The organism is Heyndrickxia oleronia, assembly GCF_017809215.1.
Taxonomy (GTDB): Bacteria; Bacillota; Bacilli; order Bacillales; family Bacillaceae_C; genus Heyndrickxia; species Heyndrickxia oleronia.
Map to the genome: position 1 here is coordinate 393096 of NZ_CP065424.1, position 26225 is coordinate 419320.

At 36.4% G+C, this 26225-nt stretch carries 21 protein-coding genes, 2 pseudogenes and 1 riboswitch; of the genes and pseudogenes, 22 read left to right on the forward strand and 1 reads right to left on the reverse strand.

Annotated elements, in window-relative coordinates; genetic code table 11:
• Positions 1-13 precede the first annotated feature (13 nt).
• The 8 genes from I5818_RS02095 (at position 14) to I5818_RS02130 (ending at position 7027) form a co-directional block, all read left to right on the forward strand.
• A complete protein-coding gene (locus tag I5818_RS02095; RefSeq protein WP_078109523.1) occupies positions 14-688 on the forward strand; it encodes a response regulator transcription factor in 675 nt (224 codons plus the stop codon).
• Positions 685-1734: a sensor histidine kinase gene (locus I5818_RS02100; protein WP_078109522.1), complete on the forward strand. Its 1050-nt coding sequence runs from the start codon at positions 685-687 to the stop codon at positions 1732-1734. Before I5818_RS02095 ends, I5818_RS02100 begins: the two co-directional genes overlap by 4 nt.
• A gap of 183 nt (positions 1735-1917) precedes the next feature.
• Positions 1918-2622 carry an ABC transporter ATP-binding protein gene (locus I5818_RS02105; protein WP_078109521.1) on the forward strand — a complete coding sequence of 235 codons (705 nt, stop codon included), beginning with the start codon at positions 1918-1920 and terminating at the stop codon, positions 2620-2622.
• Positions 2619-3446, forward strand: coding sequence for an ABC transporter permease (locus I5818_RS02110; protein ID WP_058004016.1), 828 nt, complete (start codon positions 2619-2621; stop codon positions 3444-3446). The genes I5818_RS02105 and I5818_RS02110 overlap by 4 nt, the downstream gene beginning before the upstream one ends.
• Before the next feature lie 12 nt (positions 3447-3458).
• The gene (locus I5818_RS02115) at positions 3459-4229 is read left to right on the forward strand and encodes an ABC transporter permease (RefSeq protein ID WP_058004017.1); all 771 of its coding nucleotides are present in this window, start codon (positions 3459-3461) and stop codon (positions 4227-4229) included.
• Between the two features lie 7 nt (positions 4230-4236).
• A complete protein-coding gene (locus I5818_RS02120; protein WP_078109520.1) occupies positions 4237-4917 on the forward strand; it encodes a response regulator transcription factor in 681 nt (226 codons plus the stop codon).
• Complete coding sequence (locus I5818_RS02125; protein ID WP_078109519.1) at positions 4905-6338, forward strand: sensor histidine kinase; 1434 nt, start codon at positions 4905-4907, stop codon at positions 6336-6338. The genes I5818_RS02120 and I5818_RS02125 overlap by 13 nt, the downstream gene beginning before the upstream one ends.
• A 161-nt stretch (positions 6339-6499) precedes the next feature.
• Entirely contained in the window at positions 6500-7027 is a 528-nt protein-coding gene (locus I5818_RS02130; RefSeq protein ID WP_078109518.1) for a GNAT family N-acetyltransferase, read from the forward strand.
• A 155-nt stretch (positions 7028-7182) separates the two neighbouring features.
• Here I5818_RS02130 and I5818_RS02135 read toward each other — a convergent pair whose 3' ends face one another.
• Positions 7183-8061, reverse strand: a complete 879-nt coding sequence (locus tag I5818_RS02135) for a LysR family transcriptional regulator (RefSeq protein WP_071977222.1) — start codon at positions 8059-8061, stop codon at positions 7183-7185.
• Between the two features lie 159 nt (positions 8062-8220).
• Between I5818_RS02135 and I5818_RS02140 the strand changes: the two genes are divergently transcribed.
• From I5818_RS02140 to metH, 14 genes and pseudogenes are all read left to right on the forward strand, one after another.
• Entirely contained in the window at positions 8221-9315 is a 1095-nt protein-coding gene (locus tag I5818_RS02140) for a citrate synthase/methylcitrate synthase (protein WP_078109517.1), read from the forward strand.
• A gap of 141 nt (positions 9316-9456) precedes the next feature.
• Positions 9457-10392, forward strand: a complete 936-nt coding sequence (locus tag I5818_RS25950; protein WP_078109516.1) for a M15 family metallopeptidase — start codon at positions 9457-9459, stop codon at positions 10390-10392.
• 330 nt (positions 10393-10722) lie between these two features.
• On the forward strand, positions 10723-11298 hold the full coding sequence (locus tag I5818_RS02150; RefSeq protein ID WP_078109515.1) for a DUF2087 domain-containing protein: 576 nt from the start codon (positions 10723-10725) through the stop codon (positions 11296-11298).
• 86 nt (positions 11299-11384) lie between these two features.
• Positions 11385-12602 carry an MFS transporter gene (locus I5818_RS02155; protein ID WP_078109514.1) on the forward strand — a complete coding sequence of 406 codons (1218 nt, stop codon included), beginning with the start codon at positions 11385-11387 and terminating at the stop codon, positions 12600-12602.
• A gap of 104 nt (positions 12603-12706) precedes the next feature.
• A pseudogene (locus tag I5818_RS26350) lies at positions 12707-12868 on the forward strand (histidine kinase dimerization/phospho-acceptor domain-containing protein); the annotation flags it as partial.
• Between the two features lie 60 nt (positions 12869-12928).
• Positions 12929-14246, forward strand: a pseudogene (locus tag I5818_RS25960) (STAS domain-containing protein).
• Positions 14246-14596 carry an SCP2 sterol-binding domain-containing protein gene (locus I5818_RS02165; RefSeq protein WP_078109513.1) on the forward strand — a complete coding sequence of 117 codons (351 nt, stop codon included), beginning with the start codon at positions 14246-14248 and terminating at the stop codon, positions 14594-14596. Before I5818_RS25960 ends, I5818_RS02165 begins: the two are co-directional and overlap by 1 nt.
• A complete protein-coding gene (locus I5818_RS02170) occupies positions 14586-15509 on the forward strand; it encodes a GNAT family N-acetyltransferase (RefSeq protein ID WP_078109512.1) in 924 nt (307 codons plus the stop codon). The genes I5818_RS02165 and I5818_RS02170 overlap by 11 nt, the downstream gene beginning before the upstream one ends.
• A gap of 118 nt (positions 15510-15627) precedes the next feature.
• The gene (locus tag I5818_RS02175) at positions 15628-16194 is read left to right on the forward strand and encodes a YkoP family protein (protein WP_058004027.1); all 567 of its coding nucleotides are present in this window, start codon (positions 15628-15630) and stop codon (positions 16192-16194) included.
• A 177-nt stretch (positions 16195-16371) separates the two neighbouring features.
• Entirely contained in the window at positions 16372-17625 is a 1254-nt protein-coding gene (locus I5818_RS02180) for an ammonium transporter (RefSeq protein ID WP_078109511.1), read from the forward strand.
• 492 nt (positions 17626-18117) lie between these two features.
• Positions 18118-18225: riboswitch (SAM riboswitch) on the forward strand.
• Between the two features lie 98 nt (positions 18226-18323).
• Entirely contained in the window at positions 18324-19445 is a 1122-nt protein-coding gene (locus I5818_RS02185) for a methionine biosynthesis PLP-dependent protein (RefSeq protein WP_078109510.1), read from the forward strand.
• A complete protein-coding gene (gene metC, locus I5818_RS02190; protein WP_078109509.1) occupies positions 19442-20632 on the forward strand; it encodes a cystathionine beta-lyase in 1191 nt (396 codons plus the stop codon). The genes I5818_RS02185 and metC overlap by 4 nt, the downstream gene beginning before the upstream one ends.
• A gap of 33 nt (positions 20633-20665) precedes the next feature.
• Positions 20666-22510, forward strand: coding sequence for a bifunctional homocysteine S-methyltransferase/methylenetetrahydrofolate reductase (locus I5818_RS02195; RefSeq protein WP_058004031.1), 1845 nt, complete (start codon positions 20666-20668; stop codon positions 22508-22510).
• Positions 22491-25931, forward strand: coding sequence for a methionine synthase (gene metH, locus I5818_RS02200; RefSeq protein WP_078109508.1), 3441 nt, complete (start codon positions 22491-22493; stop codon positions 25929-25931). Before I5818_RS02195 ends, metH begins: the two co-directional genes overlap by 20 nt.
• Positions 25932-26225: the final 294 nt, after the last annotated feature.

A 26225-nucleotide genomic window follows, 5' to 3' on the forward strand; every position in this document is an offset into this window, starting at 1 on the left:
GGAATGACGGACCATGTCAAAGCTGCTAATAGTTGATGATGATTCATATATACGTGAGCTCGTCCTTCTTTTTTTAAAGAAGGAGGGATTCGAGCTTTATGAAGCGTCAGATGGAAGACATGCATTAAATATAATGGAAAAGATGAAGATGGATCTTGCAATTATCGATATTATGATGCCCAATATGGATGGCTGGCAGTTGTGTCAAGAGATTAGGGAATATAGTGATATTCCTATTCTAATGCTCACAGCTAAAGGAGAAACTACACAAAAGGTAAAGGGATTTGAACTAGGAGCGGATGATTATTTAGTCAAACCTTTCGAACCGATTGAACTGGTGGCAAGGGTTAAAGCATTGTTAAAAAGATACAATATTACTATATCGCAAACAGTTGAGATAGGTGGGTTTACACTTAATCGAAGGACACATGAAATTTCGTTTTATGATCAGGATTTTACTATTCCTTTAAAAGAATTTGAGCTGTTATTTAAATTGGCCAGCTATCCTGGAAAAACCTTTTCAAGAGAACAGCTCATTGAGGATATTTGGGGATATGATTATGAGGGGGATGAACGAACAGTGGATGTGCATATTAAAAGACTAAGGGAGCGCTTTTCCGATCAAGAATTTCCATTTCGAATAAAAACAATAAGAGGATTAGGGTACCGGCTTGAGGTTCTCAAATGAAAGTTAAAAAATTTCTACAGCATCTTTTTGGGTTCCTAATGTTTCTTGTTCTCATGTCCGTTAGTTTTTCTGTCGGTTATTTTATCATAAATGATATCTATCCAGTGTTTCACTTTCAAATGTCCGATTATATTCGACATTTACTGGCAGTTATTCTTGGTTTCTTCATTCTAGGGGGGATTAGTTTTACGATCTCCTTATTTACTCGAACGAAGCAACGAACTCACTTTCAAGAGGTAATTGATGCGTTAAGAAAAATTGCCAAGGGTGATTTTAATGTTCACCTGGAATTCAAGACAAATAGGGAACATCCGTTTACAAAAATTATCGATAATATTAATCATATGGCTGTAAAACTAAAGCAAATGGAAGATATGCGTCAGGAGTTCATCTCAAATGTATCTCACGAAATTCAGTCCCCATTAACATCGATCAGTGGTTTTGCACGTGCACTCCAATATGAAGAACTGACCCAGGAGGAGAGAACACATTACCTCCAAATAATTGAAACGGAAAGTAAAAGATTATCCAAATTAAGTGATAATTTGTTAAAACTTACTTCGCTTGAATCAACGAATCATCCATTTGAACAAAAGGAGTTTCCTTTGGATAAGCAAATTAGAACGATCATTTTAGCCTGCGAACCGCAATGGGCTGAAAAGGATTTAGAATTAGATATCTCATTGGACAAGGTGACGATTGTTGGAGATGACGATTTAATGAGTCAAGTATGGATGAATTTAATTCATAATAGTATTAAATTTACTCCTCCTTCTGGTACGATACATGTGCAATTACAACAAGTAGATGACAAAGCCATTGTGAAAATTGTAGATACTGGTATTGGAATGTCTAAAGAAGATCAAATCCATATATTTGAACGATTTTATAAAGCAGATAAAGCGAGAGAACGATCTAAGGGAGGAAGTGGCTTAGGATTATCCATCGTCAAAAGAATCATAGAAATGCATCATGGAACAATCTTTGTTGAAAGTGAAGAGGGAAAAGGGGCTGTGTTCACTGTAATTATTCCGCTAGGATGGTAGATCTACCATCCTATTTTTTATGGAATGATAAGCTCGCATTTGAAAGTCTTGGAAATTCTAGCTTCACGTGATTTGTAGTCCAACAAAACCAATACTAGATTTAGAATAAAAAATGAATATTCCACCTTACTTTATAAATTCTTTATATTTTCATTTTATACTCCACTTATAGGAGGGAATCCAATGATGAAAAAAATAGTAGAATTTAAATCCGTATCCAAAAAGGTGAAAGGTAGGAAGTTAATTAATAATTTGACGTTACAGGTGGAAAGAGGAGCCATATGTGGATTACTTGGACCAAATGGGGCAGGGAAGACTACTTTTATTCGTATGCTAACGGGTCTCATTCGCCCAACATCAGGTCAAATTTTCATTAATGGTAAAAATGTAGTAGAAAATCGTGAAGAGGCGATGACAAATGTAGGTGCAATTGTAGAATCACCAATCTTTTTCCCTTATATGACTGGAAGAGAAAATTTGAGAAATTTAGCAAGATTACATGGAAATGGAACGAAACCAAAAGTGGAAGAAGTGCTACAAATTGTCGGATTAGAGAAGCGTGCAGATGAAAAGGTAAAAATGTATTCTTTAGGAATGAAGCAGCGGCTTGGAATTGCACAGGCATTATTAGGTGATCCAGATTTACTCATATTGGATGAACCTGCAAATGGACTTGATCCAATGGGCATTCGGGAGCTAAGGGAACTGATTCTTTCTTTAAAACATCAATACAAAAAAACCATTCTCATCTCTAGTCATCTTCTAGATGAATTACAAAAAATATGCGATGAAATAGTGATAATTCGCGAAGGTGAACTGGTATGGATAGGTGAACTGAAAGATCAACAGAACCTTGAAGAAATGTTTATTGAGTTGGTGTCAAAATGAAACAGCTTATCATAAGTGAATGGGAAAGATTATGGAAACGAAAAACAACATGGCTTTTATTTGTTGCTATACCAATTCTAGTGTTTGCTGCAGCAAAATATTATCAGAAACAGAATCTATCTTTTACAAAGAATGATCCACAGTTTGCTGTAGCTGGGAATTTCCCTATTCTTGGACTTTCAGAGATGTTAATGACAGCATTTAACATAATTATTCTACTCTTGGCTGCGTTTATAATTACAGATGAATATCGAACAGGACAGCTACGAATGGTAATGATTCGTTCCTATTCTTTTCAAAAGGTGTTTTTCGCGAAATTCATCGTAATGGTGGGCGTATTGACACTGTATTTAATCATATATTTCATAATTAGCTACTTGATTGGTTCCTTAATGTTTTCGCGTCCGGAAGCTTATTCACAATTTTATCATAAGGACTCTTTTACATTATTAGAAGGCTTCGTATATAATCTGAAGTTTTATGGAGTCGCATGGCTTACTTTATTAGCTATGAGTTGTGTTCTGATTTTTATCGCAACTATTTCCTACTCCACGACGACTGCACTAGGTGCAGGTGTGGGATTTTTACTATTAAGCTTAGTTTTTCAATATACTTTACGTCTATTCCAACCGATCCTAGGTAATGAAATGACTACAAAGCTCTATTTTTCTTCTATACTAGCGATTCAAACAGAAGGAATAACCGCAATGCTTTCAGAAAATGCTCAGCAATTTAGTTGGATGTACTACATTTTGATCGGATATATTTTGTTATTTGGGCTTTTTCTCTTTTTTGTAACAAGGAAAAAGGATAATTTTTTGTGAGGGGTGTACGAAATGAAAGGAATCATAGTTAGTGAGTATGAACGGACATTTAAAAGAAAGAAAACGATAATAGGTTTAATTATCTATTGTATTGTTTTAGCATTCGAATGCTTATTTTTGTATGGAATGAATGGTTTAAGTTTCTATGATCCTGAACATTCAGTGCAATTAAATTCAATAAATACAGCACCATTCTTTATAAGGGAAGTAGGCATATTTATCAATTTTATTTTAATTCCTATGCTGGTAGTAGATAGTTTTAATGGGGAATATACTTCGGGAGCTTTACGTTTAGTGTTAATTCGTCCGCAAGCAAGATTAAAATTATTTTTAGCAAAGTGGGTCGTTCAAGCAAGTATTTTCTTAGGAATAACAATTATCACATGGATTACATCCACTCTATTTGGACGTCTAGTCATGGAACATGTCAGTGAAACCACTTTTTTTCATACAGGAAAAATGGATGCCTTTCAAGGGATGATCTATACCTTGAAATTCTATTCAATGACTTTTCTCATCTTCTTAAGTGTAATTGGGCTTTGTAGTTTGATTAGCGTGATTATGCCTAACTCAATTCTAGCTTTTGTAGGGACGATAGGTTGCTTAGTAGGCGGCGTTTATATTTCGGACCATTTCGTTTACCTTCTATCTGTATCTGATTCTATATTCTCTGTATTAGGAGGAATCGGTCAGAGTGGTTTTTATGTTAGTCTATTTCTGCTATTCTTTATAAGTACGATATTGAATGTAGGTATTTGGAAAAAGAAGCAATGGATGGGATGAGCGATAAATGGATACGAAAATATTAATAGTTGACGATGAACCTGAGATTGTTGCATTTACAAAGGATTATCTTCAGGAACAGGGATATCAAGTGATAACGGCGTACAATGGACAAGAAGCGTTACGTTCTCTTCAACGACAACCTAACATGATTATTCTTGATATTATGATGCCTGGTATGGATGGATTTGAACTTTGTGAGTTAGTTAGAAAGAGGGTTACTTGTCCCATTATTTTTTTAAGTGCTAAACATAGTGAGGAAGATCGTATCAGAGGATTAATGGTTGGAGGAGATGATTATCTTACTAAACCATTTAGCTTAAAAGAATTACATGCAAGAATTATTGCCCACTTACGAAGGGAACATAGGCTAGCCGAAGAAACAAAGAAATGTTTGTATTTTGGTAACTTAATGATTGATTTAGAAGGGTATGAGGTTTATTACTTAAATGAAAGGCTTTCCTTTACATCGAAGGAGTTTGAAATGATTCAATTTCTTGCTCTCCATCCCGGTCAGGTCTTTTCTCGTGAAAGTATGTATGAAAGAATTTGGGGATATGATGCAGAGGGGGATTCTTCAACAATAACGGAACATATCAAAAAGATACGTTCAAAGCTAGCGAAGCATGATCCAGATCAGAGTTATATATCAACCGTTTGGGGAGTAGGGTACAAATGGGAAAAGTAGCTCGTCCGATTCGAAAGCAAATCGCTACCTCCTTTTACTTAATTCTCATATTCAGCATTGTCGCAACTGCCCTAACATGGGGGATTTTGTTACTTTTGCTTATTTTTCAATCGAATAATATGAACCCAGCAAACTACTATGAACAGCAAATTCCGCGAATAGTTAAAGAGATTGATCAGGACGGGGAACGGTGGGTGAGAATAGAAAACCAAGCGAAATTAGAAAAGAAAATTCCGTTAGATGGTTTGGAGTATCAAGTACTTAGTAAAGATGGAAGTTTTCTCTTCGGTTCAATGAAAAAGGAATATGTGAAAAACGAACGTGAATTAGTAAGCAGTTTTAATAAAAATATATATGATTTAGATCGAATTATTGTTATGCATCCCTTATTTAATCAAAAGAAGGGGCTGGTAGGAGCTATTGGCTTTCGCTATAAGCTTAGCCTAATAGGAGCAAATCCAGAGAAAAGTTTATTACTGGGGGCACTTCTCATTCTCTCATTTGCTTGTCCATTTATTTATTTCTATCTTTTTTCTTATCTGATTGGAAAAAGATTTAGTAAAAAAATTGAGATACCATTTCAACATTTGATGGAGGGAGCAAGGAAAATTCAAACACAGGATTTGGATTTTCAATTAGTTGAATCAAAGTCATCTAAAGAGTTAAATCAACTGATTTGTTCATTTGAAGAGATGCGACTTGCTCTGAGAGAATCTCTTCTTAGACAGTGGCAATTAGAGGAAGAGAGGAAGGAAATGGTTGCTGCTATTGCACATGATTTGCGTACGCCTTTGACGATAATTAATGGACATATTGAAGGGCTATTATCGGGTGGTTTTCATAATACCGAACGTCTCAATCGATATTTACAAACGATTGAATCAAGTACAAAACGTTCAATTAGACTGATTGATCAGTTAAATGAAGTATCAGCAATTGACCGGAGTGATTTTACTATTGAGCCTGTGCTAGTAGATATAGAAGAATTTATCCAGAATAAGGTCGAAGAATATAAAGTTCTTTGTTCAAAGAAACAGATTACACTAAGGTACTCTATAAAAGGGAAAGAAAAAATGAAAATGGATCCATACCGTATTTCGCAAGTATTAGACAATATTATTACAAATAGTATTCGCTATTGCTCAGAAAAGGGGCAAATTCATTGGGATACAACAATTGGTTATGGGACCATCATTTTTGAAATCATGGATAATGGACCCGGCTTTAAAAGTAAAGCCACTGAGAAAGTGTTTGATAAATTTTATCGTGAAGATGAGTCTAGGTCAGGAAACGAAGCTAATTTCGGATTAGGCCTCTATATTGCACAAACGATTGTAAAGAAACATCATGGAGCTATAACTATTCAAAATCGACCTGAGGGTGGAGCGTTTACAAAAATAATCATAAGTGAAATGACATGATAGCATCATTTGTTTTAACGTAAATTTGACAATTATTCGAAAATGTCAAATTTACATTAAAACAAAATGAAAACGGTAACATTAACCAAAGGAATTTAATGAAAAATCCCGTATAATATATATACGGGATATTATTATACAGAAATAGCGGGGGATCATCGATGAATCAGTTTGCTTTAGAAGGAAAAAACGTTTCACTGAGAAAACCTAGTTTCGAAGACTTAGAGTATGTGACATGGCTATGGGCGGATGAAGAAACAATGAAAACAATCGGTGGCCCAATTCAATTCACTGACGAGGAAAAAAGACGCTGGTATGAAGTTGTTGTAAATCCTAGTAACGGAAAGCACTTTTACTGTCTGATTTTTAATAAAGCTAATAAGCCAGTTGGAGAAATAAGTTTTCATGATTTCGATAAAATTGCCAAAACAGCGACCCTTAATATTAAAATTGCCTTTGGTGAAAGAAGGAAAGGCTATGCATTGGAAGCAGCAAAACTGATGCTAGACTACTATTTTAATGTTTGGAATGGAGAAATCATGAGGTATTCCACAAACAAGGATAATAAAGAAGGACATGACGCTCTACTTCGGTTTGGGTTTGGAAAAGTCTATGAAACGGACAAGGAGTTCCTTGTAGCCTTTATGAAGGATACGTTTAATTTAAAATATAATAGAAAAGCTAAGTGAAGTGTAAATCTATAAATGATTTACACTTTTTTACTTGGTTGTTTTCGTATGGTTAGTAGCTCTTTTCTCAGTGGAATGAAGCGTTTGACGTTTTTAATCTATCTTTCTATTAGTCAAAAATTAAATTTATTAACATCAAGTTTGAGAAAAGAGCTTTACAAACGAAACTGGGATAAAAATTGTAAAAACTGAGTTTCTTTTTCGCTTTCGTATTTGAGAATAGCGTAGGTTTTAGCAACAGGTAGGTGTAAAAAAGGACAGGGTGCTTCGAGTAAGCGCCCTTCTAATAATTCCCGTCGGACAGTTGAAGAAGGTAGAAAGGATATACCAAGTCCCTCCATAATAAAACGCCTTGTTACATGTACTTGTGATACAGCCATTGTTTTAATCGTAGGAATTTTTAAGCGAAGGGATCTAAGAAGTCCATCCCAATATTCAGGATGGTTATGGGTAATTAAATAATGATTCATTAATAGCTCCTCGGCATCAAGCGGTGGGGCTGTTTCACTATCTCTTCCATCATGCGGGACTACAAGAATGACGGGATCTTCATATAAGGGTCGACAAGTCAGGTCGGCATTTTTTATTTCTGAACGTGATAGACCTAGATCAACTTTTCCAGACAGAACCGCTTCAGGTATTTTGATAGAATCTAAAACTTGAACGGAGATTTCGATGTTTGGATAGGCAAGCATAAATTTTTTTAGGACATAGGGCATAATGGACTCGGCTATTAATGGAGACATCGCTAAAATTAGTTTTTGTGTGTAGCCCTGTCGAAAACGGTCCATTTCCGCTTTGCCTTCTTCGTATACTCCAATCATAGTTCTAGCAATTGGAATAAACTTTTTCCCTGCTTCTGTTAGAATAATTTTTCTTCCTTCTCTTTCAAACAATGAACTGCCTATTTCTTCTTCTAAGAGTTTAATATGGACTGTAACAGTTGGTTGAGAAATAAAAAGCTCTTCTGCTGTTTTGCGAAAATTCTCGTGCCTAGCTGCCGCAATAAAGGTATGCAACCATTTTAATTCCACTATATTTCACCCTTAATTACAAAAATTAATTGAATTGATTAAAAATGTTTAATTTTTTTAATCGATTATAGCATCTATACTTAAGATAACCAATAGAGATAGTTGATTATAAGAAATTAGAACACATTGAATTCTCATAAAAACAAGGAGGATGATAAAATGCTTCAACACGGATTAAAGGGAGTTATTGCTGCTGAAACAGCAATTAGCTATATCGATGGGGAGAAAGGGCATTTAGTATACCGGGGGCTGGAAGCGAAGGATATTGCACTGAATTATTCATTTGAAGAAGCAGCATATTTTATATGGAATGGGTCCCTGCCCTCTCAAACAGAGGTGGAGTTACTTAGTGAAAAATTAAAGAAGTATCGGGTATTACCCGAGCATATGGAAAAGATGCTTCATCTTCTCCCTACTGATATGGAGATAATGAGTGTACTAAGAACGTTGATTTCAAGTTTGGGGAATTCGCATTTCCAATGGAAGCCAACTGTCGAGGAAGCAATTCAATTAACAGCTATAATTCCAACGATCATCGCTTATTGGCATAGGCGAAAAGCAGGGAAATCTCCCGTTGCTCCACATGAAAATTATGATCATGTTGCGAATTATTTATATATGTTAACTGGTGAAACACCATCCAATGTTCATGTGAAAACATTAGAAACATATATGATATTAACATTGGAGCATGGAATGAATGCATCGACATTTTCTGCAAGAGTGACGATTTCCACTGAGTCGGATATGATATCTGCGATTACCTCTGCTATTGGAACGATGAAGGGCCCGCTTCATGGGGGAGCACCTTCAGATGTAACGAAAATGCTCAATGGTATCGGAAGAAAGGAAAATGCTGAGAGTTGGTTGAGAGAGAAATTGGAAAATGGAGAAAGACTAATGGGGTTCGGTCATAGGGTTTATAAAACAAAGGATCCGAGAGCATTAGCATTGAAGGAAAAAGCATTAGAGGTTGGTCAGGATGATCCGTGGCTTGCACTTGCACTGTATGTTGAGGAAACAGCCATTCAACTATTAGAAGAATATAAACCGGGCCGAAAGCTGTACACAAATGTTGAGTTTTTTGCCGCTGCAGTCATGCGCTCCATTCATTTGGAGGATGACTTGTTCACCCCGACATTTACAGCGAGTAGAATAGTAGGTTGGACAGCACATGTATTAGAGCAAGCAGAGAGAAATGTTATCTTTCGACCGGAATCTCAGTATATTGGACAATTACCTACTTTATCATAAAAAATTCAAGAGGAGCCATCTGACAGTCAGATGGCTCCTATGATGTTGTAGAGAAAAAATCTTCTATATTGAAAAGAAATATTGAAACCTTTTTCCACCTTAAAACGTCTGTAATAGTGATAATAAATAAGGGGACTTCTAATGAATAAATTGGCTCTTGCTTCATGTTTAATCATCCTCCTTCTTGCGGGATGTGGTGACAAAGATCACCTGTCTAATCAGGCAACAGGGAATAAGGAAGTATCTTCAGGGGTTGATAATAATCAATCACAAGAAGATACCGATAATAATCAACAGGGAGACATTCAAGGCGATAGTAGTGATCAAATTACTGAAAATAATACAAAGGGAAATGACGGTAGTAAACAGGATCAGAATGAAAATAACGAGACGCAATCAGATCAGAGGAAAGAAGTACCTCAGAATGATCAAATAAGTCAATCATCAGATAAAGTTGTTGATCATTCCAAGCAGGATTCTGTCTCTGTTGTTGGTAATCCGACTGCGATAACTGTTATGGTCAATAAATCCAATGCACTGCCTAAAGGATATCGTCCAAATGATCTCGTCCGTCCAAAAGTGAAGTTTACTTTCGGGAGTCAGCAGCTAGATAAGGCATTAATGCGAGCAGAAGCAGCAGATGCACTAGAGAGGATGTTCAATCAAGCTTCCTCAAATGGGATTCAGCTTTATGCTGCATCAGGTTTTCGTTCCTATGAAACCCAAGAATATTTATTCAATCGGGAAATTGAACAAGTTGGTCGCCAAAAAGCGGAGCTTGCAGTGGCGAAACCGGGAACGAGTGAACACCAGACAGGATTAACAATGGATATTTCAGCAGCGAGCATGAACTATACGTTAGATGAAAGCTTTGAATATAAACCAGAAGGTAAGTGGTTAGCGGAACATGCCCATGAATATGGATTTATTCTCCGATATCCAAAGGGAAAAGAGAATATTACAAAATATCAATTTGAACCATGGCATTTTCGATATGTAGGAAAGGAAATTGCAACTGAAATATACCATAAGGGAATCACCCTTGAAGAATATTTTCAAAATAAAAAGGGAATTTAAGAAGCAAATCAATGCGCCCCCCGCATTTTATATAGATTCTAATGGCCTGTACTGTTATCAGTATGGGCCATTATTTTTTATTATGCAAAGGGAAAAATGAACCACTCAAAAGAGGTGGCGAGCCAATAAAAATATACGATAACCACTCAAAAAAGTGTATAAACCAGTCAAAAAGCATCGAACCACTTAAACAGTTCAAGAATACCATTGTGATCGTAATAAACCAGGCAAATTGAATAATAGGCTACAAAATATTCTGAAAAGACTTGTAAAAATAAGTTAGTTTTATTATTATCTAATTAGATAAATGTTGAATTAGGGGTGTATAGTATGCAAATGAGTAAAATTGTTGATTTTCATAAAGCTTTGGGGGATTTAACGAGAGTGAGGATTATTGCACTGTTACAGCAAGGACCTCTTCATGGACAGGCGATTGCTGGAAAGCTAGGCTTAAAGCCGCCAACTATTACTCATCATATAGCAAAACTGCGTGAGGTGGGGCTAATTAAGGAAAGGCGTGAAAAAAATACTATCTATTTTTCTTTAAATGAAAAGATTCTTAAAGGAAGTGCCATGGCGATATTAACTGTAGGAAAAGGGGGAGATCATATGGAAATGACAGTTACAGAAACAGAGAGAGCGAGTATTATTAATAATTTCTTTACAAGGGATGGTAAGTTAAAAACTATACCTGCGCAACGAAAGAAAAAGCTGGTGATATTAGCGCATATTGTAAGAGGCTTTGAATTTGGAAAGGTGTATCCTGAAAAAGAAGTGAATGAATACTTAAAGCGATTTCATGAAGACTATGCAACTTTAAGACGTGAATTGATTATGTGTCAATTTATGTACCGAGAAAATAATGAGTATGAAATGAATCCGCCTGAATTATGGTGGCTGCGCTAAAAAAATGGATAGAACCTATCCATATTTTTTTGTTCAACTAATTCGACATTTATTTAATTAGATAATCATTAAAGTAGGTGGATAAAATGAAGATATCCTTATTGAAACAAGAAAAATCATACCGAAAATTATTTGCAGCGGGAATTATTAATGGAATTGGGGATAGATTTAGCCAGGTTGCTATGCTTACTTTAATTATTCAACTAACAGGATCTGGTCTAGCGGTGGGAGTAACAATGGCTCTTCGTTTACTTCCTTTCCTGTTATTTGGTCCTTTAGGTGGGCGGCTTGCAGATCGCTTTTCAAGAAAACGGGTGCTGATCACAACGGATCTTGTGCGAATCTTCTTTGCATTATCTTTTTTGCTTGTAAATAGTAAAGAGGATATCTGGATTATTTATATAGGCTCCTTCATTTTAGCGGCAGGTGAAGCAATTTATGCCCCGACACGAAAGGCCTCGATTCCTAGAATGGTAAAAAAAGAAAACCTATTAATGGTAAATAGTTTGGAACAAGTAATGGTTGGTGTTGTATTAATTGGAGGGGCATTTTCAGGAGGCCTCGTTTCTTATTTATTTGGACCAGATATGACTTTTTGGTTGAATGGATTATCATTTTTAGTTGCTGCCCTTTTTATTTCCAGCATTACTTTTCCTGAAATAGACTTTGATAACAATTCAAATCAATCTAATTCAAGATTTCTTTCTGAACTAAAAAAGGTAATTATACTTTCTTTACCTTTACAAGTGATTTTATTATGTGAATTTATTATTTCATTGCTGAACGGAATCGATAATGTGTTAATTAGTATTTACGCAGTAGAAGAATACAAACTTGGCGAAGTAGGGGTGGGGCTTTTTTATGGAGCGCTTGGGATTGGGTTAATTACAAGCTTTACAGTTGCAAAGAGAATAAAGAAGCATTTTTTAATGATAGGACTTTTCTGTTTAATATTGGAAGGATTAGGACTAGTCCTATTAAGTCAGGTCTATTTGGTATTCCTTTCGTTTGTGGTTTTCTGTTTTATTGCACTTATGTCGGGGATTGGAAATGCTTGCTTTGATACTGTTTTAATGAAGGAGGTACCCGAAAAATATCAAGGTACAATGTTTGCTCTATCTGCCACAATATCGAATACATTGCTGGGAATATCGATGTTTTTAGCTGGTATAGTCTTAGAAATCATTGATCCACGATTATTAGGATGTCTTGGAGGCATATCTTTTATGTTTGTAGCCATTTCTTTGATTTTTATGTTGAGAATAAAAAGGAAGAAATATGTAAAATATTTTCGCAATATTTAGATGAATGTATTACTTTGAGGAGAAATGTGGTGTAAAATAATTATTGGAACATTATGATTAATACAACTAGATAAATGGGGGTTCAAACGATGGGAAATGATCCGATGAATAATCAAATAAGTGATGTTCATATAGGACAATTAGCTTCAGTTGGACAAATAGCAGCAGGAATTGCTCATGAGGTAAGGAATCCTTTAACCTCTGTAAAGGGTTTTTTACAGCTATTAAAAGAAAAAAGTCCTGATACCTATATTGATGTAGCTGAGGCAGAATTGAACAATGCATTACTTACTCTAGAGAACCTCCTTCAAGTTTCTAAACCGGATATGGAAGATGAATTATTATCCACTTTTAATTTATGTGCAGAAATAGAATCGATCCTTTACTTATTTCAAGACCAACAATATCGAGTGAAATTAGAAACTAATTTTGAAAACGTCGATTCAGCTATTGTCTCAGGTAAAAGAAATCAGTTGAAAAAGACTTTTTTTAATTTATTTAAGAATGCGTTTGAAGCGATTCCTGATAAGGGAACCATCTATGTGAATCAATTTATTCGTGATGGGTATGTATATATTTTAGTTAAAGACACGGGAGTTGGGATACCAAAAGATAAGTGTGCACTGCTTGGTACCCCCCTTTTTTACTACAAAGGAAAATGGGACAGGAATGGGGTTAACACAGGTTTTTACAACGATTTACCAGCATGGTGGTCGTATTGAAGTAGATAGTGAAGAAAATGTAGGGACAACTTTCCGTATTATCCTTCCGATAGATATATCACATATACAGCATGGAGTGGTGAGGTTGAATATTAAAAATGTAGAAAGTGGAAATTTGAAGGAATACCTATTAGAAAATCAAGATGTGTTTGAACAGCATTTATTATCAGAGGCAGTAAACGTACGCGATAAAATTAACGAAATACATACTGTAGGAAATATTGATTTGTTAGGAAATGCACAAAAACTAGTTTTGTTCATAGTAGAAAATCGTCGTCACGAATTGATGATGTTTGCTCAAAAAGAAGGGGAAGCATGGGCAAAACATTCGTTAACCATTGCGTTTAAGTTAGAATGGCTTCAAGCCATTCGTCGTGTGCTGTGGAATTTCCTTTATAATTTTGATCGTATTAGAGGGACTGAAACAAATCGTGAAGAGTTCTTTACTTTGGAAAAAAATACCAATGACCTCATTGATCAATTTTTAAATAGCTTTTTTATTAGCTATACGAACTATAAAGAAGAAGTACTTCAATCCCAACAGGAGATAATAGAAGATTTATCAGTGCCGATTATCCCGATTATCGATTCGATGTGTATATTGCCTTTAATTGGCAAGGTAGATAATGACAGAATGTTGGGGATGAAGGAAAAGATTTTTAATCAAATCAGTCAACACAAAATTATGACGCTCATCATGGACTTTTCTGGGGTTGCTATTATTGAAGAGGAGGCCATTCTTTACTTTCTAAAAATTTTAGAAGGGATCAGTATGATGGGATGTAAAACGGTTATTACAGGGATTCGTCCTGAATGTGTAAATACAATGATTGATTTAAATTTAACTATTTCAGATAAAGCGGAAACATATGGGACGTTAAATCAAGCTTTGGAGAAATATTTGATGAGGAGAGATGTATAGTGACTGATCTAACAAATAAAACAGTTGATCAAATATGGCTTGACATCGAAAGAGTGATGAATGAGAATCCTATTCCATTTAAGGATTTAAATGTGATCTATCAATTTGATTTAACTGGGGAAGATGGTGGAACCTTTCAACTGGTATTTTCCAATGAAACAGTAAAGGTTTTACGTAATGAGTTTAAAGAGCCGAAATGTACACTTAAAATGAAGGTAACTGACTTCAAAAAGTTTTTACAAGGGACGATGAATAGTGCTGCAGCATTTATGATGGGGAAATTAAAAGTACAAGGAAGTATTGGATTAGCATTGAAGCTGGAAAGCTTATTAGGTGAATATGAGCTATAACTTAGAAATTAAGGCAATAGACGACTTGAGAGTTGCAGCTGCATTTATATCAAAATGCAACTCCACTTCCCATCAGCATGTTGGCTATTGCGGCGAGAATGAGAAGGAAATTCTACATGCCCTTGAATATGACTTTTCGGATCTGCCCCTTGCAGAGTCATTGATTGGGGCTTTTCACCATGATCAGCTTGTAGGTGTTCTTGGGTTAGATATAGAGAAGGATTCTCAAGAAGCAGAAATTTGGGGCCCTTTTATCCAGTGGGATGATTGGTTAGATGTTGCACATAAGATGTGGGATGGGTTAATAAAAAAGCTATCTATTCCTGTCCAACAATATAACGGCTTTTATCATAAGGAACATCAGTATGCAGCTCCATTCATGGATCAGCTTCAATTTGAGAAAGGAAATGCTCATTATATATTAATTGCTAAACCATCTCCAGACGATTCTCTCTGTGATGAAGGGATTCAGGAAATAACAAGCAATTTATTTCCGACATTTATTACTTTACATCAAGAGTTGTTTCCTCATACATATTATAATGGGGAGGACATTATTCAACGATTAAACGATGATCGAAAAGTTCTTATTTCTAAGGATAACGAGGAATTACAGGGCTATGTATATTTCGAGGCAAATCCTGAATTTTATGAAGGAAGTCTGGAATATATTGGTGTCTCGCAAGACCATCGTAAAAAAGGTGTCGGAAAACGATTGATAAGGTCTGCTTTATTTCAACTCTTTAATCATTTTTCGATTGAAGAAATTCAATTATGTGTAGCTGCAGAAAATGAGAAGGCATTAAAATTATATAAAAGTGCTGGTTTTTTAGTGAAAAATAAGCTTATTTCCTATAGAAGAAAGGAAATCTTTGCATATAATATCAATGTCAATAAACTCCTCACTGAATGATTGTGTGGGAGTTTATTTTTATACCGCTATACTATTTACCAGCTTTATAAGAGATTGAAAACGCAGGAAGATGCTCATCCTATAAAAAGATGGTTAGTTGAAAGGGGATAAGATCATTTTGTTTATACGACATTCAATCATCTCTTTGTGGACATTATTTGATCCTTTTTATCATTTAGTTAGAAGGCTGAAATATATTGGTACATTTCAAAACAGAAAAGCTGTGTTTCGGGTAAAGTTGACCAAATATAAAGGGAAGGATTTTCTTTTATCAGATGGAACTTTAATTACAAAAAATGATCGTTTGCTTAAAATTCATCTTCATAATGTTCGTATACTGAAGGAAGTGATTAAAGTGAATGATTCATTACACAGAACACGAGCGATTTATCGAATGGTGGAACAATCGATGCCAATTTTAGCTATGTTTCTGGAAAATCATCGTAAGGTTGATGATATAAAGGGAATTATCGGAATTACGATGCTCAATAAGGGTGTGAAGAAACTTGGGTTTGAGCTAATGTATCCAGAAAACGGATTTTATATTCATTTTAAGCGAATATCGCAAATGCCTATCTATCTTCTTTCTACAACATCTTTGTCAATTAGAAAGATAAAAAGAAAAAAACCAACATATTTATTAATGTCGAAGGAACAATTATTTGAAAAATATTTAGGGGCTTAAGCCTCTTTTTTTTGGTCTTTTTAATTTCGTGTAATGTTTCTTAACGTTAATTTTTAGATTTTTTACAATTCTCTATTGACACACGCTTAAAATCCACTAAAATAATAAGAAAAAATGTAATCATGTTAGATTTTTTAACATGAATTATGCAATTAAACTTACAGGGAGGGTTTTTATATGGCAGTAGAGATATTAATGAACAATATGTGGGTAATGTTGGGGGCTATCTTAGTTATCCTCATGCAAGGGGGATTCATTTTACTGGAGTGTGGATCTACACGAATGAAAAATGCGGGACATATAGCTGGAAAAACAATTTTTACTTTTGGGATTGGATCACTTATTTTTTGGGCCTGTGGGTATGCATTTATATTTGGTGAAAACTCTAACTTTTTTGTTGGACTATCACACTTTTTTTACTCGAGCAATGAATTGAATGGTGAACTTTCTTCTTCTGTCTTCTTCTTATTCCAATTAGCATTTGCGACAATTGCATTAACCATTGCATTTGGTGGTTTTGCTGAACGTGCTAAATTTTCCACTTATGTTATTTTTTCTATCTTATTTTCGATTATGGTCTACCCAGTAATTGCCCATTGGATTTGGGGTGGTGGCTGGCTTGCTGAGCATGGTAAGCAAGATTTTGCAGGGTCTACAGTTGTTCACTTGACGGGGGCAATGGCCGCCTTAGCAGCAACATTATTATTGAAACCAAGAATAGGTAAGTACAATAAGGATGGTTCAGTTAATCAAATTTTGGGACATAACCAGGTGTTTACTGCATTAGGAGTTTTAATTTTGTGGATTGGTTGGTTTGGTTTCAATGCAGGCAGCACATTATCTGTCTCAGAAGGGTTTTTTGGATTTGTTGCTTTAAATACAAACTTAGCTGCGGGATCAGGAGCATTAGGGGCACTTCTTATTTCGTGGTTATTGCTAGGAAAGGCAGATGTACCGGCAATTTTAAATGGAGCATTGGCAGGGCTAGTAGCGATTACAGCATCATGTGCGTTTGTAGCTACGTGGGCAGCAGTAGTTATTGGCTTTATCGCTGGTATTTTAGTATTTTATAGCATGAGATTTTTTGATAAAAGAAACATTGATGATCCGATATATGCATTATCAGTTCACGGGACAGCGGGTATATGGGGAACATTATCTACAGGATTTTTTGCTACAAAGGAACTTGCAACTGTTGGATCCCCAGGCTTATTTTACGGAGGTGGATTTCATCAATTAGGAGTGCAGTTTCTGGGTGTTTTCGCTTCTGGGTTGTATGCATTTCTTGTATCATATGTCATTTTATTTGTAATGAAGAAAATGATGAAGGGGCTTCGTGTCACTGAAGAAGAAGAGACCATTGGACTCGATTTAAGTGAACATGGCAGCTATGGCTATCCGGAGCTCGTATCAAAAGAAAAAATAAGCTGATTCAACGCCATTGAATCATTAATACATCTTTTCCTTTGATTAATAAGGCTCTTTTTTTAAACACCCTTGCTATTTAAGTATAGTTTTAACGAATAACTATCGGCTGATGATCGCAACACCTTTAAATTTTTACTAGAGAAAAGAGTTACAATAAGCATAAGAATTGCAGGAATTTTTTATTGGGGAAAAAGATGGTAGTTGGGCTTTTATAAGAGCAACAAACGATACGAAAACATCCATTAATAAATGACTCGTTTGGAAGACCGATGTGAATGTTTAACTATATTTGTTGTGAACAGACATTATACTTTAGGATATGCAGTTTTAACAGCAGGTTAGCGAGTGGTGTGTTTATTTAATGGACCTATATGAGAGAGTAGGTAGAAAAAATTCGAATAATTAAATGAAGTTAAAAAATCTTGATTATTTAATAATTTTATTGTACATTTAACATTAAGTTTGAAAATTTTAACACATAAACTATATAGTTAAATCTTATCTAGAGAGGTCGAGGGACTGGCCCTATGACGCCTCAGCAACCAGTCAACATGATTGATATGGTGCTAATTCCAGCAGGTTTTATAACCTGAACGATAAGGAGAATCTAATGGCTAATAGGGACTTCTTCTTATAGAAGTCCCTTTTTTAGTTGTATGTTCTCCTCATAGTCCAAGTAAAAATGAGGGAGGAAGTTTAAATTGAGCAATCATCATATTGAAACGAATCTTGTTCAAATTGGTAATCGAAGTGAATCCGAGACAGGAGCAGTCAATCCACCTATTTTTTTATCGACTGCTTATCGACATGAGGGAATAGGATTGTCAACAGGGTTTGACTATTCACGAACCAAAAATCCAACTCGTGCGTTGCTAGAAGATAGCTTTGCGAAATTAGAAGAGGGAGATCAAGGATTTGCCTGCAGTTCTGGAATGGCAGCTATACAATTGGTATTATCTCTTTTTGAAAGTGGAGATGAATTAATTGCATCTGATGATTTATATGGGGGAACCTATCGCCTATTTGAACATTATGCGAAGGCATATGGAATCGTAACGAAATATATAAATGTAAATGATATTGAGTTAGTAAATGAATCAATCACTGAAAAAACAAAAGCCATCTTTATTGAAACACCTACTAATCCACTGATGGTGGAAACGGATATTACAAAAGTGGCCACTTTTACTAAAGATCACCAACTATTGCTCATTGTCGATAATACTTTTTTAACTCCATATCTTCAAAAACCAATTCTTTCTGGTGCTGATATTGTTGTGCATAGCGCAACGAAGTACATTGGTGGACATAATGATGTACTTGCTGGACTTGTTGTGGCAAAGGGCAAAGAGATATGTGAGAAGCTTTCTACCTTTCACAATGGTGCAGGTGCAGTATTATCACCTTTTGATTCTTGGCTGTTAATAAGAGGCTTGAAAACTTTAGCATTACGTATGGAGAAGCATGTAGATAATGCAAAACATCTAGTGGAATTTTTAAATGAACGTCAAGAAGTAACTGATGTTTTGTATCCGGTTAGAGGTGGGATGGTTTCTTTTCGTTTGGAAAAAGAGGAGTGGATTTCGCCGTTTTTAAGGAACTTAAAGCTTATAACTTTTGCTGAAAGCTTAGGTGGAGTTGAAAGCTTTATTACTTATCCTGCTACGCAAACTCATGGAGATATACCTGAGGAAATTAGAATAAAGAATGGAGTCTGTAATCGATTGCTTCGCTTCTCTGTAGGAATTGAATATGTTGAAGACATAAAGAACGATCTTGAACAGGCTTTTCAGTTGCTTCAGAAGGAGGAACAATTCCTATGAGTAGAAGCCAAAATGATTTTGATATAGAAACAAGACTTACTTCTCAATCAGCATTTATCGACTCGGCTACAGGGGCTGTCAATCCACCGATTCATTATTCTTCAACATTTCATCAACATCAATTTGATCAATTTGGGCCATATGATTATAGTCGTTCTGGTAATCCAACGCGTAAGGTGCTCGAGGATATGATTGCGGATTTAGAAGGGGGGGCCAAAGGATTTGCCTTTGCATCTGGGATGGCCGCTATTTCTTCTGCTTTTATGCTTCTTTCTGCTGGAGACCATGTTTTAATCTCGGAAGATGTGTATGGTGGTACATTTCGAATGATTACTCAGGTCCTGTCAAGATTTAAGATTGAACATACCTTTGTTAATATGACGGATTTAAGTGAAGTAGCCCGTTCCTTTCAACCAAACACGAAAGTAGTTTATGTTGAAACGCCTTCTAATCCACTTTTGCACATTACAGATATAGAAGAAGTGGTGAGATTAGCCAAAGCTAAAAATTGTTTCGTCTTTGTTGACAATACATTCATGACGCCTTTTTTGCAAAGACCACTTGAGTTGGGAGCGGATATTGTAATACATAGTGCGACAAAGTTTTTATCCGGTCATAGTGATGTCGTTGCAGGTCTAGCTGTGGTTAAAGATGAACAATTGGCGGAACAATTAGGCTATATTCAAAATGCATTTGGCTCAATTTTAGGAGTCCATGATTGCTGGCTACTATTACGTGGGATGAAAACATTAGGTGTTCGACTGAAGCAATCCTCCCAGTCGGCAAATGAGATTGCATTACGTTTGCAAAGTCATCCACTGATTGAAGCGGTATATTATCCAGGATTTACAACTCACCCAGGACACTCCGTCCATTTTCGACAATCATCAGGAGCAGGTGCGGTTCTTTCTTTTAGCTTACCTAATCAGGCAACCACTAAATTATTTGTTGAAAGTCTTAAGATTCCTGTGTTTGCTGTTAGTTTGGGTGCCGTTGAATCCATTCTGTCCTATCCGGCTACAATGTCCCATGCTGCAATGCCAAAAAAGGAAAGAGAGAAAAGAGGAATTACAGATGGATTATTACGTTTATCTGTGGGATTAGAAAATGTGGATGACTTAATTAAGGACATTGAGCAAGCCCTATTAGTAGCTAGTAAAATTGGCGAGGTTACCGAGCATGTATAGCCGATTAGCATTAAAAGGGGGAGTGTGGTTCGGATGAACATTGTTGAGAAACTAAAATCTTCTGTACTAGTAGCAGATGGTGCGATGGGAACCCTTCTTTATTCTTACGGGAAGGATACTTGCTATGAGGAATTTAATTTGTCTCACCCAGATGAAATAATTAATATTCATCAAGCTTATATACAAGCAGGTGCACAGGTAATTCAGACCAATACATACGGAGCAAATTATTTTAAATTGAGCCAATATGGTCTTGAAGAGCAAGTAAAGGCAGTGAATACAGAAGCGGTTCGTATCGCCAAGAAAGCCGCAAACAAAGAAACCATCATCTTAGGTTCCTTTGGTGGATACAGAGGCATTCGTAAGGCGGATATTACATTATCAGAAATTAAAAGAAGTTTTAGAGAACAGTTATTTCATATCCTTAATGAAGGTGTAGATGGAATTTTGCTTGAAACCTTTTACGATGTGGAAGAGCTTTTGGCGATAGTTGAAATTGCTAAAAAAGAGTCAGATCTTCCGGTTATTGCTCAATTCTCTTTGCTAGAACCGGGTGTCCTGCAGAATGGAATGGAATTAAGGGAAGGGTTATACCGGTTGGAGGAGATGGGAGCAGATGTAATTGGTTTAAATTGTCGGCTCGGACCTCATCATATGATTCAATCGCTAGAAGAAATCCCTTTACCGAAGAATGCCTTTCTATCTGCCTATCCAAATGCAAGTTTACTTGATTATGAGGATGGAAGATTTGTTTTTACGAATAATGCAACGTATTTCAAGGATTGTGCTGTCCAATTAGTGAAGCAAGGAGTTCGGCTTATCGGGGGATGTTGTGGGACAACACCTGAGCATATACGAGCCATCACAGAGGGGATTGAGGGACTCGTGCCGATTACAAAGAAGGTGGTTAAGCCTTCTAAAGAAAAGATCGAATTAGCTATAACCCAAGTTCCTACTGAACCCCCATTACACGAAATTGTTAAGGGGAGAACCTCTATTATTGTCGAATTAGACACACCTAAGCATCTGCAAACAGAAAGATTTATAGAAGGGGCAAAAGCATTAAAAGCGGTAAATATTGATGCTATTACGATGGCCGATAATTCATTGGCTTCCCCGCGAATTAGCAATGTTGCTATGGGGACAATTTTAAAGGAACAATACAATATTCGCCCGCTCGTACACATTACATGTCGTGATCGAAATTTGATTGGCTTGCAATCACATTTGATGGGATTGGATGCCTTAGGCATTGATCAGGTTCTTGCAGTAACAGGTGATCCTTCAAAAATAGGTGATTTTCCTGGAGCGACATCGGTATATGATGTGTCCTCCATTGATTTAATTCAAATGATCAAACAATTTAATGAGGGACTCTCTTATTCTGGAAAATCACTACGAAAAAAAGCTTCTTTCTCCGTAGCGGCCGCTTTTAATCCGAATGTACGGAATATTGATCGTGCAGTTGGCAGACTAGAGAGAAAGATAAAGAGTGGGGCAGATTATTTTATTACCCAACCTCTGTTTAGTGAAGAAAAAATTATAGAAGTATATGAAGCGACCAAACATTTACAGACACCTATTTATATAGGCATTATGCCATTAACTAGTTATAAAAATGCAAACTTCCTTCACCATGAGGTTCCAGGGATTACGTTAACTGATTCGATTTTATCGGCTATGGAAAGGGCAGCAGATGATCCACTTCAAGCAACGACAGAAAGCTTGGCTATTTCAAAATCTCTTATTGATACAGCAATGGAATATTTTAATGGTATTTATTTAATTACCCCATTTATTCGCTATGATTTAACGATTGAATGCTCGAATTATATTCATGCAAAGGAGAATGTTGTCCATGTCACAAACCGTATTTGAACAACAATTAAAGAAGAGGATTCTCATATTAGATGGGGCGATGGGGACGATGATTCAATCGAAAAATCTATCGGCAAGTGACTTTGGAGGCGAAGAGTATGAAGGATGTAATGAATATCTAAGTATCACTGCTCCAAAAATTATTGAAGAGATTCATAGGGAATATCTTGCTGCAGGTGCGGATGTCATTGAAACGAATACATTTGGTGCAACTAGTACGGTTTTAGATGAGTATCAGTTAGGAAATCAAGCGGAGGAAATCAATTATGTATCTGCAAAAATTGCCAAAAAGGTGGCGGATGAATTTTCGACAGTTGCGCATCCACGTTTTGTTGCTGGGTCAATGGGGCCGACAACGAAAACTTTATCTATAACAGGTGGGGCGACATTTGAACAATTAAGAGCAGCCTACGAGGAACAAGCTCGAGGACTAATTCGTGGTGGAGTAGATGTTCTTCTTTTGGAAACATCACAAGATTTATTAAATGTAAAGGCTGCCTATCTTGGGATAACAACAGCATTTGAACAAACAAAAAAGCAAGTTCCTCTAATTATATCTGGAACAATTGAACCGATGGGAACAACTTTGGCTGGTCAGAGTATTGAGGCATTTTATATCTCCGTTGAGCATATGAATCCCGTTGCCGTTGGACTTAACTGTGCAACAGGACCAGAATTTATGGCAGAGCATATTCGTTCCCTTTCTAATTTATCGACGACTGCTGTCAGTTGTTATCCAAACGCAGGTTTACCAGATGAGGAAGGCAATTACCATGAAACACCTGAATCACTGGCAGCAAAAATTAAGGCTTTTGCCGAAAAGGGCTGGTTAAATCTAGCCGGAGGTTGTTGTGGAACGACTCCTGCACATATTAAAGCAATGGTGGATGCTTTAAAAGATATTCACCCTAGAATCGCGAATACTAGCCATCCACATGCAGTATCTGGGATTGAACCATTTATTTATGAAGATGAAAGTAGTAGACCGTTATTCGTAGGTGAACGTACCAATGTCATTGGTTCCCGTAAATTTAAACGTCTCATTGCTGAAGGTAGATTTGAAGAGGCCAGCGAGGTCGCCCGTGCACAAGTAAAAAATGGGGCTCATATTATTGATATTTGTTTGGCAGACCCTGACCGTGAAGAATTAGAGGATATGGAGAATTTTATTCAAGAAGTTGTAAAAAAGGTGAAAGTACCATTGATGATCGATTCGACGGATGAAAATGTAATTGAATGTGCATTTAGATTTTGCCAAGGGAAAAATATAATCAATTCGATAAATCTAGAAAATGGTGAGGAGAGATTTGAGAAAGTAACCCCTCTTTTGCATCAATATGGTGGTGCAATTGTTGTTGGGACAATTGATGAAAAGGGCATGGGAGTTACAGCCGAACGGAAGCTGGAAATTGCCTTACGATCCTTTGATCTTTTAGTAAATAAGTATAAAGTCAATCCTCATGATATTATTTTTGATCCTCTTGTTTTTCCTGCTGGTACAGGGGATGAGCAATATTTCCGAGCAGCTAAAGAAACCGTTGAAGGGATTCGTCTAATTAAGGAACAGCTTCCTAAATGCCAAACAATTTTAGGGGTGAGTAATGTTTCATTTGGTTTACCTCCTGCCGGTCGTGAAGTATTAAACTCGGTTTTTCTTTACCATTGTACAAAAGCAGGACTAGACTATGCGATTGTAAATACGGAGAAACTGGAACGTTTTGCTTCGATCCCTGAATTAGAGGTACAAATGGCTGAACAGCTTCTATTTGATACGAGTGAAAAGGCACTAACGGTGTTTACAGAATTTTATCGTGGGAAAAAGAAAGAAAAAAAGGTAGATGTACAGCAATTATCACTCCCTGAGAGAATAGCTAGTTATGTCATCGAAGGGACGAAGGAAGGATTAATTGATGATTTGCAAAAGGCATTGAAGGAATACCCTTCTCCATTGGCAATAATTAATGGACCGCTGATGGATGGAATGGCAGAAGTAGGGCGTCTTTTTAATGATAATCAGTTGATCGTAGCGGAAGTATTACAAAGTGCTGAGGTCATGAAATCATCGGTCTCTTTTTTAGAACCGTATATGAAAAAAAATGATACATCGAGTTCGAAAGGAAAAATTTTACTTGCGACAGTAAAAGGTGATGTTCATGATATAGGGAAAAATTTAGTGGATATTATTTTAAATAATAATGGTTATGATGTTGTTGATCTTGGAATTAAAGTAGCTCCAGCGGAACTCATTGAAGCCATTAGAAGAGAAAAGCCCAAGTTGATTGGATTATCAGGATTATTGGTGAAATCCGCCCAGCAAATGGTTGCTACTGCTCAAGACTTGAAAGAAGCTGACATTAGTATTCCGATGTTAGTGGGAGGGGCAGCTTTATCGAGAAAATTTACCCTTAATAAAATCGTACCTGAGTATGATGGTTTGGTCGTTTACGCAAAGGATGCGATGGATGGATTATCACTTGCCAATCGATTACAGGATGAGAAGGAAAGAGAAATTCTATTACAAGAACAGCGACAAAAACAGCTTCAACAATTAGAAATTGACCGAACAATTGAACGTCCTGTGAAGAAGGTGATTGAACGTTCATCTGTCGCGAAGGATGCGCCAGTATATATACCTTCTGATTTGAAAACACATATTTTACGAGACTATTCGGTGTCACACATCGAGCCTTATGTAAATAGACAAATGTTACTTGGCCATCATTTAGGCCTTAAAGGAAAGTTGTCGAAACTCCTTGCCGAACAAGACGAAAAAGCATTGAAGCTATCACAACAGGTAGACGAACTCTTAGAATTAGCAAAGAGGGAAAAGATTATTGTGCCATCTGCCATCTTTCAATTTTTTCCTGCTCAGTCCGATGGTGATGATGTAATTATATATGACCCTGATACACCAAGCGTAATACTTGAACGATTTACATTTCCGAGACAGGACAAGAAACCGTATCTTTGCCTTGCAGATTTTTTACGATCGAAAGATAGTGGTGTGATGGATTATGTAGGTATGTTTGCAGTGGTTGCAGGGAAAAACATTCGTGAACGAGCTCAGCGCTTTAAAGCAGAAGGGGACTATTTCAGAAGTCATGCATTGCAAGCGATGGCTCTTGAATTTGCTGAAGGCTTTGCGGAGAGAGTCCACCAGCTTATGCGGGATCAATGGGGATTTCCAGATGCGCCAGAGTTTACGATGCAACAACGATTTGCTGCAAAATATCAAGGACAACGTTTCTCGTTTGGTTATCCAGCCTGCCCAAATCTTGAAGACCAAGAAAAACTTTTTAAGCTACTCCACCCTGAAAGGATTGGTCTTCAATTAACAGAGGGGTTTATGATGGAACCTGAAGCAGCAGTGACGGCGATTGTTTTTTCCCATCCTGAAGCCAGGTATTTTAATGTTATGTGAACTTGATGGGTAATGCTCTTTTCTCAAACATTATTGATCTTTAGTGGGTGAAAAACGCTAAACCCTTTTATTTTACTGAGAAAAGAGCTGCTACCTTTATAATAACCGCTGAATATTTTATTAAGTGAAAAAGCTAGTAGTAGGGTTTGGGTTTTTCTTTTACATACGCAACAAATGATACTAATCAAACGTTTGATTAATTATTTTCTTTGTTGATGAATCTATTGGGATAGCGATCTATCAATTTTAATCAAACGTTTGAATAATAGGATTTTTGGGGAATCTGGCAGCAGA